Origin of the sequence: Massilia sp. ZL223, from assembly GCF_018119395.1 — a bacterium.
Lineage (GTDB): Bacteria > Pseudomonadota > Gammaproteobacteria > Burkholderiales > Burkholderiaceae_D > Telluria.
The window spans coordinates 1-12,351 of sequence record NZ_JAGPWD010000067.1 but is presented as its reverse complement, the minus strand read 5'-3'; the positions used below and the strand labels follow the sequence as shown (position 1 = coordinate 12,351).

General features: G+C 66.7%; 9 protein-coding genes and 1 pseudogene. All 10 read left to right on the top strand.

All coding sequences use genetic code 11. From position 1 onward, the window contains the following. Positions 1–626, top strand: a pseudogene (locus tag KBW95_RS23990) (beta-ketoacyl-ACP synthase II); the annotation flags it as partial. 148 nt (positions 627–774) lie between these two features. Further along, complete coding sequence (locus KBW95_RS23985; protein ID WP_211529524.1) at positions 775–2,007, top strand: glycosyltransferase; 1,233 nt, start codon at positions 775–777, stop codon at positions 2,005–2,007. Between the two features lie 6 nt (positions 2,008–2,013). Beyond that, positions 2,014–3,294, top strand: coding sequence for a phenylacetate--CoA ligase family protein (locus KBW95_RS23980; protein WP_211529523.1), 1,281 nt, complete (start codon positions 2,014–2,016; stop codon positions 3,292–3,294). Positions 3,295–3,377: 83 nt separating this feature from the next. Further along, positions 3,378–4,487 carry a glycosyltransferase family 4 protein gene (locus KBW95_RS23975; RefSeq protein ID WP_229429990.1) on the top strand — a complete coding sequence of 370 codons (1,110 nt, stop codon included), beginning with the start codon at positions 3,378–3,380 and terminating at the stop codon, positions 4,485–4,487. Further along, entirely contained in the window at positions 4,484–6,466 is a 1,983-nt protein-coding gene (locus KBW95_RS23970) for an alginate lyase family protein (protein WP_229429989.1), read from the top strand. The genes KBW95_RS23975 and KBW95_RS23970 overlap by 4 nt, the downstream gene beginning before the upstream one ends. Before the next feature lie 30 nt (positions 6,467–6,496). Beyond that, positions 6,497–7,603: a non-hydrolyzing UDP-N-acetylglucosamine 2-epimerase gene (gene wecB / locus KBW95_RS23965; protein ID WP_211522793.1), complete on the top strand. Its 1,107-nt coding sequence runs from the start codon at positions 6,497–6,499 to the stop codon at positions 7,601–7,603. Then, a complete protein-coding gene (locus KBW95_RS23960) occupies positions 7,600–8,373 on the top strand; it encodes a WecB/TagA/CpsF family glycosyltransferase (RefSeq protein ID WP_211529522.1) in 774 nt (257 codons plus the stop codon). Before wecB ends, KBW95_RS23960 begins: the two co-directional genes overlap by 4 nt. Positions 8,374–8,684: 311 nt before the next feature. Further along, entirely contained in the window at positions 8,685–9,683 is a 999-nt protein-coding gene (gene galE, locus KBW95_RS23955; RefSeq protein ID WP_211522791.1) for a UDP-glucose 4-epimerase GalE, read from the top strand. Between the two features lie 16 nt (positions 9,684–9,699). Further along, positions 9,700–10,866 carry a sugar phosphate nucleotidyltransferase gene (locus tag KBW95_RS23950; protein WP_211522790.1) on the top strand — a complete coding sequence of 389 codons (1,167 nt, stop codon included), beginning with the start codon at positions 9,700–9,702 and terminating at the stop codon, positions 10,864–10,866. Beyond that, positions 10,863–12,281, top strand: a complete 1,419-nt coding sequence (locus KBW95_RS23945; RefSeq protein WP_211529521.1) for a mannose-1-phosphate guanylyltransferase/mannose-6-phosphate isomerase — start codon at positions 10,863–10,865, stop codon at positions 12,279–12,281. Before KBW95_RS23950 ends, KBW95_RS23945 begins: the two co-directional genes overlap by 4 nt. The last annotated feature ends 70 nt before the right edge of the window (positions 12,282–12,351 follow it).

The window sequence follows — 12,351 nt, the reverse complement described above, 5'->3', positions numbered from 1 at the left end:
CAAGGACCTTGCCCCCGGGCTACACCGGCCCCCCGACCCCGGCGGCGCGCCCCTCCCACAGGGCCCGCGACGGCTTCGTCATGGGAGAGGGGGCGGGCATCCTGGTCATCGAAGACCTGGAGCACGCACTGCGGCGCGGCGCCACGCCGATTGCGGAAGTGCTCGGCTACGGCACCAGCGCCGACGCCTACCACATGACCTCGCCGCCGGAAGACGGCGAGGGCGGACGCCGCGCCATGGAACTGGCGCTTCGGCAGGCGGAACTGGAGCCGGTGATGATCGGCCACCTGAATGCGCATGCCACGTCCACGCCGGTGGGCGACATCAGCGAACTCGCCGCGATCAAGGCATTATTCGGAACAGGCCGCGGTCCCGCCGTGTCGGCCACCAAGTCCTCGACCGGCCACTTGCTGGGCGCGGCCGGAGGCGTGGAAGCGATCTTCACCATTCTCGCGCTGCGCGACCAGATGGCGCCGCCCACGCTGAACCTGGTGCAGCCCGATCCTGCGGCCGACGGGATCGACATCGTGAGCGGGGTGGCGCGCAAGATCGCGACGGACTATGCGATCTCGAACGGCTTCGGTTTTGGCGGCGTCAACGCCAGCCTGGTATTCGGCCGGCTGTGAGCTCCGTGCTGCGGCGCGGCGCAAAACGCGTCCGCAGCGCCCTATGGCTGAGTGTGTTGCAACGCACAGATGGCGCCATTCCCTGAACCGTGCGCGCCCGGCGCTGCGCTAGAATCGATTGGCCTTTGACCCATCGATACGAGGTTTCATGCCTAGCCAGCCGCTCAGCAGGCAATTGTCCATCGCCTTCATCGTCCGCGATCCCTTGCCTCCCATCCGTGCCGACGTGCTGACCCTGTTCGGCGCGGAAATGCCGCGCTATGGCGTGCGTACCGAGCTGGTGGGCCAGTCCGGCAGCGGAGCCCGGGATCCGTGGCATGCCGGCGGCATGTACGAGGTAGGCAGCCTGAAGAGCCGCTTCGCCGCCGTCCTGTCGCCGCTGTGGGACCTGCTGGGCCTGCTCCGTGCGCGGCGCGGCGCGCGGCCCGACTGCATCCAGGTGCGCGACAAGATCGCCTCCGGCCTGCTCGGCCGCTGGGCCGCCGCCTGGCTCGGCGTGCCCTTCGTTTACTGGATGTCCTTTCCCATCGTCGAAGGCTACGAAGTGCGGCGCGACGAGATCGCCTTGCACGGCAAGGGCCTGAAATGGCTGGCCCACGCGGTGCGCGCGGCCGCCTCGCGCTTCGTGGTCTATCGCCTGGTGCTGCCGGGCGCCCGTCACGTCTTCGTGCAGAGCGAAGCCATGGCCGACTGGCTGGCCGCCAAGGGTTTCGCCCGCAGCCGCATGACGGCGGTGCCGATGGGCGTGGACGCGGAGCTGTTCGACCGCGCCAGGGTCGACCCCGTCGACGATCCGCGCCTCGACGGCCGCCGCGTGCTGCTCTACCTGGGCCGGGTGGCCCAGGCGCGCAAGTCCGGCTTCCTGCTCGACGTGGTCGAGCAATTGCGTGACACCATGCCGGAGGTGCTGCTGGTGATCGCCGGCGACGCGCCTTCCGACGACGAAATGGCCTGGATGCGCGCCGAGATCGCGCGCCGCGAGCTCGGCGAGCATGTGCTGCTGACCGGCTGGCTGCCCCAGCGCACCGCGCTTGGCTACGCGCTGCGGGCCGAGGTCGGGCTGTCGCCGATCCCGCGCGGCGAGCTGTACGACGTGTCCTCGCCGACCAAGCTGGTGGAATACCTGGCGCTCGGCATCCCCAGCGTGGCCAACGACATTCCCGACCAGGCCCTGGTCATCGAACAGAGCGGGGCAGGGCTGTGCGTACCCATGGAAGCCGGCGCCTTCGCGGGCGCCGTCCGGCGCCTGCTGGAGGACAAGGCCCTCGCCGCAGAGTTCGCACTACGTGGCCCAGCGTACGTAAAAAGCCATCGGACCTATGCTATTCTCGGAAGAATAGTTGCCGAAACGTACACAAAAATCCTGCCCGACCGGAAGTGAACGCCGATGTGGACCTACTCCCTGAAACTCTCGCTGCGCTCGCTGGTCCGTGAACTGGCGCGCAACCTGTGGGGACGGATCCTCATCTATCCAGTGCTGGCCCGCAACGAACGCTCGGCCGCCAGCCTCAACGCCTATATCGCGCGCCGCGCCCGCGCCCTACGCGTGCCGGTGCCGCCGGACGGGACCAGGCTGCACAGCGCCAATCCGGGCGCCAGGCTGCTGTCCAAGGCCGAGCTCAAGCAGCATCCCGAACGTTTCGTCCGCCCGCGCAAGGCCGGTTCCCTGATCCGCAACACCATCAAGACCAGCGGCACCTCGGGCTCGCCCCTGACCCTGGTCCAGACCCTGGGCACGGTGATCCGCGAAGAAGGCTTCGTCTACCGCCAGCTGCGCTGGATCGGCTACCGCCACGGGCAGCGGCGCGCCTGGATCCGCGGCGACATCGTCTGCGACGACCAGCCGAAGGATGGCCGCTACTGGTGCCGCGACTGGGTCGGCAACATGCTCATGATGTCGTCCTACCACCTCTCCGGCGCCACCATCGGCGCCTACATCGATGCGCTGGAGCGCTTCGATCCCGTCGTCATCCACGCCTATCCGTCCTCGATCGCCGCACTCGCCAACTGGCTCAATGCCGCCGGCCGCCGCTACCAGGGCAGGGCGCTGCGCGGGGTGATGACCTCGTCCGAGACCCTCGAGCCCGAGGTGCGCGAGGCGGTGATCAAGGCCTTCGGCGTCGTCGTGTTCGACTGGTACGGCCAGGCCGAGCGGGTGTCGGCGATCGGCACCTGCGAGCAGGGCCGCTACCACCTGCTGACCGATTACGCGGGCGTGGAATTGCTGGACAAGGGCGACGGGACGGCCGAGGTGGTGGGCACCACCCTGAATAACGCGGCGATGCCGCTGGTGCGCTATTGCACCGGCGATACCGTGATCCCGGACGGCGAGCCCTGCAGCTGCGGGCGAGTGTTTCCAACCGTCAAGGCCATCGTCGGGCGCCAGGACAAGATCCTGACCCTGCCGGACGGGCGCATCGTGGCGCGCCTGGACCGCATCTTCCAGGGCCACGACCGCAGCCTGGTCGAAGGCCAGGTGCTGTACCACGGCGACGGCCGCTTCACCCTGCGCGTCGTGACCAACGAGGAGTTCACCGAGGCGGATGAAGCCGCGCTGAAGGACAAATTCCTGCTGCGGGTGCCGGGCGTGCCGGTCGAGGTGGCGCGGGTGCCGGCGATCCCGCGCGGGCCGAACGGTAAATTCGAATTTATTGCTGTGGAATCGTGAATTGTGCGCTTCCTCAAGAAAACATTGTTGTACTATTTAAAACACTTTCTTAAGTGCAGGTTTCCAGACATGGGACAGGCAGCATGAATCACACATCGCGTCCGGCGGTACCGGCGGTGCCCGTTCGTTCGGCGCCGCGGGTGCTCATGCTGGGCACTGCGCCCGGCGGGCGCGGCGGTGTCGCGACCGTGGTGTCCTTGCTGCGCCAGGACGGCCTGTTCGAGCGCGAGGGCGTGTGCTACGTCCCGACCCATGTCGAAGGCACGCGCGCCACCAAGGCGCGCATCGCATTGACGGGGCTGGCGCGCACCCTGGCCTGCCTGTGCCGGCGGCCTGAGCTGGTGCATGCGCATGCGGCCTCGAACGCCAGCTTCATGCGCAAGTCGGTGCTGCTGGCGCTGGCGCGCCTGGCGGGCTGCAACACCGTGTTCCACCTGCATGGCGGCGCCTTCGACCGGTTCATGGAACAGTCCGGGCCCCTGATGCGGCGCTGGATCCGCCACACGCTCGAGGCGAGCTCGGTGGTGATCGCGCTGTCCGGGCGCTGGGCCGACTACCTGCGCGGGCTTGCGCCGCGCGCCCACGTGGTGGTGATCCCGAATTCGGTGCCGCTCCCAAAGCTGGACCAGGAGCAGGAAGAGCCCGGCCGTATCCTGTTCCTCGGTAAGATCGAACGGTCCAAGGGCATCGACGAGCTGCTGGAGGCGCTCGCCGCGCTTGCCCCGCGCTTTCCTCAGGCCCGGCTGGCCATCGGCGGGCAGGGCGAGCTGGAGCGCGTCCGGCTTCGCGCCGCCGAACTCGGCATTGCCGAGCGCATCGAGATCCTTGGCTGGGTCGACGGACAGCGCAAGGCGCAGGAACTGGCGCGCGCCGCGATCTTCTGCCTGCCTTCGCATGCCGAAGGCCTGCCGATGGCCATGCTGGAAGCCATGGCCGCCGCCAAACCCATCGTGGTGACGGCCGTGGGCGGCATCCCCGACACCGTGCGCGACGGCGACAACGGACTGCTGGTGGCGCCGCGCGACGTGCCGGCCCTGGCCGCCGGCCTGGCCAGGCTGCTGGGCGACGGCGGCGAACGGCGCCGCCTGGGCAGCAGTGCCCGCGCCACCATAGAACAAGAATACGAGTCCGGTGTCGTGATCGGACGCATCTCGGCGGTTTATCGACAACTTCGCAGGGCGGGGGAGCAATGAACGCAACAGTTCGCATGGTATGGCTGGTCAACCGGCTGCGCTGCATGTCGGTGGCGGAGCTGGGCTACCGGGTACGGCAGGCCGCCGCGACCAGGATGGGACGGCGTCTCAGCGGCCGCGATGCGCCGCCGCCCCCGCCGCCGCTGCCGCGCGCGCTGACCCTGGCCGTCGAGGGCGCCCCGGAGCTCGAGCCGCAGGAGATCGAGGCCCTGCTGGCGGACGCGGACCGCATCTGCGCCGGCCATGTGGTGCTGTTCGCCGAACGGCGCTTCGACGTGGGCGTGCCCACCGCCTGGAACCGCGACCCCGAGACCGGCGTCACCGGCCCCGCCATCTACGCCGGCGACATCGCCATCACCAACCGCGAACTGGTGGGCGACATCAAGCACGTCTGGGAACTGAACCGCCACCTGCACCTGGTGCGCCTGGCCCAGGCCTGGGCCGTGAGCCGCGACCCGCGCTGGCTGCACGCCCTGGAACAGCAGCTGCGCAGCTGGCTCGACCAGTGCCCGCCGCTCACCGGCCCCAACTGGACCAGTTCGCTCGAACTGGGCATCCGCCTGATCAACTGGAGCCTGGTCTGGCAGCTGACCGGCGGCGAGGCCGGCAGCCTGTTCGACGGCGACGCCGGCCAGAAGCTGCGCGCCGACTGGCTGGCCAGCATCCACGCCCATTGCCGCACCATCGCGCGCCACCTGTCGCGCCATTCCTCGGCCAACAACCACCTGATCGGCGAGCTGGCCGGCCTCTATGTCGGCGCCAGCACCTGGCCGTGCTGGAAAGAGTCGAACGACTGGCTGGAGCAGGCGCGCGAGGAGCTGGAGCACGAGGCGGTGGCGCAGTTCTCGCGCGATGGCGTCAACCGCGAGCAAGCCTTTGCCTACCATGTCTTTTCCAGCGAATTCCTGTTCGTCGCAGGCCTGCTGGGCCAGGCCACCGCACGTGCCACGGCGCAGCCGTTCTCGCGCAACTACTGGGCTTCGCTGCAGCGCGCACTGCGCTTCCTGCGCTCGGTGCGCGACGTCGGCGGCAATGTGCCCATGGTTGGCGACGCCGACGACGGCATCGTGTTCCGCCTCGACGCTTCCGGCCTGGACCGCGCCGGCCAGTTGCTGGCGCTGGGCGACACCGTGTTCGGCGGCCAGGCCGCCCAGCACCCCGGCGTGCGCTGGCTGCTGCACGCGCTGCCCGGCGGCCGGCCCGACTGCGATCCGCATGAGGTCGACACCGGCTGGGCCTTCCCGGATGGCGGCTACCTGCTGTTCGGCAACCATTTCGGCGAAGAGCGCGAGATCAAGGGCATGCTCGACTGCGGCCCGCTCGGCTACCTGGGCATCGCCGCCCACGGCCACGCCGATGCCCTGGCGCTGACCCTGTCGGTGGCGGGCGAGGAATGCCTGGTCGACCCGGGCACCTATTCCTACTGGCAGGAGCAGAAGTGGCGCGATTATTTCCGCGGCACGTCCGCCCACAACACGGTGCGCATCGACGGCCAGGACCAGTCGGTCAGCGGCGGGCGCTTCATGTGGCTGAAAAAAGCCCGCGCCAGTATCGAGCGCATGCCCAGCTCGCCCCATGAATTCGAATTCCGCGGTTCGCACGACGGCTACCAGCGCCTGGCGGATCCGGTGCGCCACGTGCGCAGCGTCCGTTTCGACGGCGCCAGCAATACCCTGGTGGTGCGCGACGAAGTCGCGGCCCGCAAGCAGCACAAGGTCGAGCTGTTCTGGCATTTCGCCCCGGAACTCGACGTGCGCCTGTCCAGCCACGGGCTGTCGGTGCGCGGCAAGCGCTTCGTCCTGCAAATGCAGGCCAGCGGCGCCGATCTGCAGCTGGAACTGGTGCGCGGGGCTGAAAATCCGCCCCTGGGCTGGTATTCGCGCACCTATGAAGCGAAGCAGCCGTGCGAAGTCTTGCGTGTCACAACCGTATCGTCCGCCGTTCCGGTCGAATGCAGGTTTACAATAACGTTTTTTTAATAACAAATATTTATCAAAGGGAAAGTCCAAATGCAGGTTTATCTCGTCGCCGGTGCCCGTCCCAACTTCATGAAGATCGCGCCGATCGTGCGTGCGCTGCAGGCGCAGGACGCACTGACGTTCAAGATCATCCACACGGGACAGCACTACGACCGCGAAATGAACGACGTGTTCTTCGAAGAACTCGGCATCCCGCAGCCCGACGTGTTCATGGCCGCCGGCGGCGGCAGCCATAGCCAGCAGACCGGCAAGATCATGGTCGCCTTCGAAGAGCTGTGCGTGGCCGAGCGCCCGGCGGCCGTGCTGGTGGTGGGCGACGTCAACTCGACCCTGGCCTGCTCGATCGTGGCCAAGAAGCTCAACATTCCCGTAGCCCACGTCGAAGCCGGCCTGCGCAGCGGCGACATGAGCATGCCGGAAGAAATCAACCGCCTGGTCACCGACAGCATCTCGGACTGGTTCTTCGTGACCGAACCGGCGGCCCTCGAGCACCTGCGCCGCGAAGGCAAGCCGGATTCCGCCGTGCATTACGTCGGCCACGTGATGGTCGACAACGTGCTGTACCAGGCCGACAAGCTGGGCCAGACCGACACCTCGGGCTTCGAGACCAGCGCCTTCAAGGCAGCGCGCCAGGCCGCTGGCCAGCGCTATGGCGTGGTGACCCTGCACCGTCCGAGCAATGTCGACAATGCCGAGAACCTGGGCCGCGTCATCGGCGCGCTCAAGGAGATCGCGGCCGAACTGCCGCTGATCTTCCCGGTGCACCCGCGCACCCGCGCCAACATCGAGAAATTCGGCATCGACCTGGGCCCGAACATCACCCTGGCCGGCCCGCAGGCCTACATGGCCTTCCTCAACCTGTGGAAGGACGCGGCCGTGGTCCTGACCGACAGCGGCGGCCTGCAGGAAGAAACCACCGCGCTGGGCGTGCCCTGCGTAACGATCCGCGAAAACACCGAACGCCCGGTGACGGTCGACGAAGGTTCCAACGTCCTGGCCGGCACCGATCCAGTCGCCATCGTGCGCGAAGCCCGCAAGGTGCTGCGCGGCGAAGGCAAGCAAGGCCGCCGCCCGCACCTGTGGGACGGCAAGGCGGCCGAGCGCATTGTCGCCATCCTGGCAAAGGAACTTGCATGAATGAACGGATCGCGGCGGAATCCGCCGCTCAGGAACGCATCACGCTGATGGGCTGCCAGGTCGACAACCTGTCGATGGAAGAAACCCTGGGACGCATCGAGGGTTTCATCCAGTCCGGGAAGCCGCATCAGCACGTGGTGGTGAACGTCGACAAGCTGGTCAAGGCCAGCCGCGATCCGGAACTGCGCCGCATTATCAATGAATGCGCGCTCATCAATGCGGACGGCATGCCGGTGGTATGGGCTTCGCGCCTGCTCGGCAAGCCGCTCAAGGAGCGGGTCGCCGGCGTCGACCTGTTCGAAGCGCTCATGCGGCGCGCCGGCGAGAAGGGCTGGCGCGTATTCTTGCTGGGAGCGAAAGAGGAGGTGGTCGGCAAGGTGGCCGAGACCTACCAGCGCAAGTATCCGCGCCTGGTGCTGGCCGGCTGGCGCAACGGCTACTGGAAGGGCGAGCACGAGGAAGCGGAAGTGGCGCGCCAGATCCGCGACAGCCGCGCCGACCTGCTGTTCGTGGCGATTTCCTCGCCCAAGAAAGAACAGTTCCTCGGCAAGTACCAGGCCGAGATGAAGATTCCGTTCGCGATGGGCGTGGGCGGCACCTTCGACGTGGCGATCGGCAAGGTCAAGCGGGCGCCGGTGTGGATGCAGAAGTCGGGACTGGAATGGTTCTACCGCTTCCTGCAGGAGCCGCGGCGGATGTTCCGGCGCTACTTCATCGATGACATGGCCTTCGTGTGGCTGTTCATCAAGGAAGCGGCGAGAGGTAGATAGGCAAATGTAGTTAGCCGAAAGACCGTCGCCCCGGGACTCGGCGTCCCCCTTGGCCGGGGCCCAAGTCAAGCGTCTCGATCGCGCATGCAGACTTGGATTCCGGCCTCCGCCGGAATGACGTGCCTGGGCAAACCATGAAAAGTCATACGAAACTGGGATGAGGCGGTCACGGAAAGCCGCCTGGCAGCAAGACCGCGGCCGCAGAAGCCGCCGGATGACAAGAACAACGAGGAAGGCTGGTTCGCCAGCCATCACCACGGAGCGCCGCCGGACGCGGCCCCGGTCAATAACATAGATAGAGAGCGAAAGACATGAAGATTCTGGTTACTGGCGGCGTAGGCTACATTGGATCGCACACCGTCGTCGAACTGCAGAACGCCGGGCACGAGGTGGTCGTGGTCGATAACCTGTCGAACGCCCAGGCTTCGGTGCAGGATCGCGTGCAGAAAATCACGGGCAAGCCTTTCGACCTGGTCGAGGCCGACATCCGCGACCGCGCCGCGATGGAGGCGGCCTTCGCCGCCCACAAGGTCGACGCCGTGATCCACTTCGCCGGCCTGAAGGCGGTCGGCGAATCGGTGGCCCAGCCGCTGCGCTACTACGACAACAACGTGTCGGGCAGCGTGGTGCTGTTCGAGACCATGGCCAAGTTCGGCGTCAAGAAGCTGGTGTTCTCCTCGTCGGCCACGGTGTACGGCGACCCGGCCTCGGTGCCGATCCGCGAGGACTTCCCGCTGTCGGCCACCAATCCCTACGGCCGCAGCAAGCTGATGATCGAAGACATCCTGCGCGACCTATCCAAGGCCGAGCCGGACTGGCGCATCGCGCTGCTGCGCTACTTCAACCCGGTCGGCGCCCACGAAAGCGGCCTGATCGGCGAAGAGCCTTCCGGCATCCCGAACAACCTGGTGCCCTACATCGCCCAGGTGGCCAACGGCCAGCGCGAAAAGCTCTCGGTCTTCGGCGGCGACTACGACACCCCGGACGGCACCGGCCTGCGCGACTACATCCACGTGGTCGACCTGGCGATCGGCCACGTCAAGACCCTGGACCGCCTGGGCAAGGGCCCGGGCATCCTCACCTACAACCTCGGTACCGGGCGCGGCAACAGCGTGCTGGAAATGATCAAGGCCTTCGAGGCCGCCAGCGGCCGTCCGGTGCCTTACCAGATCGTCGACCGCCGCCCGGGCGACGTGGCCAAATGCTATGCCGATCCGTCCCACGCCCGCGAAGAACTGGGCTGGACGGCGGAACGTGATGTCGCTCAAATGTGCGCCGACGTCTGGCGCTACCAAACCACAGCCAAATAATCTCAAGGACGGTCTAATGAAAGCCATGATTCTCGCTGCAGGCAAGGGCACGCGTGTACGCCCGCTGACCTATGACCTGCCTAAACCCATGATCCCCCTGCTGGGCAAACCCGTGATGGCCTACCTGGTCGAGCACCTCAAAAAGCACGGCGTGACCGAAATCATGGTCAACGTCAGCTGGCTGCACGACAAGATCGAAGAATACTTCGGCGAAGGCGAACAGTTCGGGGTCCAGATCGGCTACTCCTTCGAAGGCTATACCAAGGACGACGGCGAAGTCGTGCCGGAACCGATCGGTTCGGCCGGCGGCATGAAGAAGATCCAGGAATTCGGCGGCTTCTTCGACGACACCACCATCGTGCTGTGCGGCGACGCGCTGATCGACCTCGACCTCAAGGCGGCCCTGCTGGAGCACCGCCGCAAGGGCGCCATGGCCACCGTCATCACCAAGGAAGTGCCTTGGGATAAGGTGTCCTCGTATGGCGTGGTCGTCACCGACGAGCAGGGCCGCATCGTCGAGTTCCAGGAAAAGCCGAGCCAGGAAGTCGCCAAGTCGAATTTCATCTCGACCGGCATCTATATCTTCGAGCCGGAAGTGATCGACCTGATTCCGTCGGGCGTCGAATTCGACATCGGCTCCCAGCTGTTCCCGCTGCTGGCCGAGCGCGGCCTGCCGTTCTACGCCCAGGGCCGCCCCTTCAACTGGCTCGACATCGGCACCATGAGCGACTACTGGGAAGTGCTGCAGACCGTCCTGACCGGCGAGGTCAACCACATGGACGTGCCGGGCATCCAGATCAAGCCGGGCGTATGGGTCGGCCTCAATTCCAGCATCGACTGGGAAGACACGACCATCGAAGGCCCTGTTTACATCGGTTCCGGCGTCAAGATCGAGGCCGGCGCACGCATCGTCGGACCGACCTGGATCGGCCACGGCAGCCACATTTGCGAAGGCGCCGAGATCGTGCGCAGCGTGTTGTTCGAATACACACGGGTGTTGCACGACGTGAGCTTGCATGAAATGATCGTCTTCAAGGATTACAGCGTCGACCGCCAGGGCGAAATGAAGCACGCGTCCGACTACTCCTCCGAGGAGTGGCTGAATGCACGCGACCGCCGCCGTTCGCGGCGCAAGGACTTTGCCGGCAATAACAATAACGAGTTTGAGAAAGTGAGCGCATGAAAATCTATCCAGTCATCCTCTCCGGCGGCGCCGGCACCCGTCTGTGGCCGCTCTCGCGCGCCGTGCTGCCCAAGCAGCTGCTGCCGCTGGTGGGCGACAAGACCATGCTGCAGGACACCGCATTACGCGTGGCGAACTGGCCGGGAGTGATGGCGCCCCTGGTGGTCTGCGGTAACGACCACCGCTTCATGGTGGCCGAGCAGCTGCGCCAGATCGGCATTACGCCGCTCGGCATCCTGCTCGAGCCAGTCGGCCGCAACACCGCCCCCGCGGTGGCCGCGGCCGCTCACCACCTGAAAGCCATTGATCCGGAAGCCGTCATGCTGGTGCTGCCGGCCGATCACGTGATCGAGAACAACGCCGCCTTCCGCGACGCCGTCGAACGCGCCATCACCCTGGTGGGACAGGGCGCGCTGGCCACCTTCGGCATCGTGCCGAAGACGCCGGAGACGGGCTACGGCTATATCCGCCGCGGCGAGCAGGTCGCCAATTGCGGCGAATGCTTCAAGGTGGCGCGCTTCGTCGAGAAGCCCGACCTGGAAACGGCCCAGGGTTTCCTGGCCGAGGGCGGCTATTACTGGAACAGCGGCATGTTCATGTTCCAGGCCGACCGCTACCTGGCGGAACTGCAGCAGCATGCGCCCTCGATCGCGGCCTCTGCCTCCCAGGCCATGCAGTCGGCCTACCGCGACCTGGACTTCTGCCGCCTGGACGAAGCGAGTTTCGCGGCCTGCCCGTCGGATTCGATCGACTACGCGGTGATGGAACATACCCGCGACGCCGCCGTGGTGCCGGCCGATATCGGCTGGAACGACGTCGGTTCGTGGTCGGCGCTGTGGGAAGTCCAGTCCAAGGATGAGCAGGGCAATGCCCAGCGCGGCGACGTCTACCTGGACGGCGTCAAGAATTCGCTGGTGCGCGCCGAGAGCCGCATCGTGGCCGTGGTCGGCGTCGAGGACCTGGTCGTGGTCGAGACCCAGGACGCGGTGCTGGTCGCGCACAAGGACCAGGTGCAGCGCGTCAAGCAGGTGGTCGATCACCTCAAGGCCAAGTCGCGCACGGAACACCTGCACCATACCCGCGTCTACCGTCCCTGGGGCCACTACGAAGGCATCGATGCGGGCGACCGTTTCCAGGTCAAGCGCATCACGGTCAAGCCGGGCGAAAAGCTTTCGCTGCAGATGCACCACCACCGCGCCGAGCACTGGGTCGTGGTGTCGGGCACCGCGCGCGTGACCTGCGGCGACAAGGTGAGCCTGCTGTCCGAGAACGAGTCGACCTACATCCCGATCGGCATGAACCACCGCCTGGAGAACCCGGGCAAGCTGCCGCTGCACATCATCGAGGTGCAGTCGGGCAGCTACCTCGGCGAGGACGACATCGTCCGCTTCGAGGATATCTACAAGCGTTCCTGAACCAGGCAGCAAGGCGGGAGCAGGGCGGGGGGGGGCCCGGGGGGGGGGGGGGGCGCCCCCCCCCGGGGGG

Bases quoted from the DNA above. Each gene is read 5' to 3' on its own strand.
- KBW95_RS23970 (WP_229429989.1), top strand. From the start codon at position 4,484: ATGAACGCAACAGTTCGCATGGTATGGCTGGTCAACCGGCTGCGCTGC.
- KBW95_RS23960 (WP_211529522.1), top strand. From the start codon at position 7,600: ATGAATGAACGGATCGCGGCGGAATCCGCCGCTCAGGAACGCATCACG.
- KBW95_RS23985 (WP_211529524.1), top strand. From the start codon at position 775: ATGCCTAGCCAGCCGCTCAGCAGGCAATTGTCCATCGCCTTCATCGTC.
- KBW95_RS23975 (WP_229429990.1), top strand. From the start codon at position 3,378: ATGAATCACACATCGCGTCCGGCGGTACCGGCGGTGCCCGTTCGTTCG.
- galE (WP_211522791.1), top strand. From the start codon at position 8,685: ATGAAGATTCTGGTTACTGGCGGCGTAGGCTACATTGGATCGCACACC.
- KBW95_RS23945 (WP_211529521.1), top strand. From the start codon at position 10,863: ATGAAAATCTATCCAGTCATCCTCTCCGGCGGCGCCGGCACCCGTCTG.
- KBW95_RS23950 (WP_211522790.1), top strand. From the start codon at position 9,700: ATGAAAGCCATGATTCTCGCTGCAGGCAAGGGCACGCGTGTACGCCCG.
- KBW95_RS23980 (WP_211529523.1), top strand. From the start codon at position 2,014: ATGTGGACCTACTCCCTGAAACTCTCGCTGCGCTCGCTGGTCCGTGAA.
- wecB (WP_211522793.1), top strand. From the start codon at position 6,497: ATGCAGGTTTATCTCGTCGCCGGTGCCCGTCCCAACTTCATGAAGATC.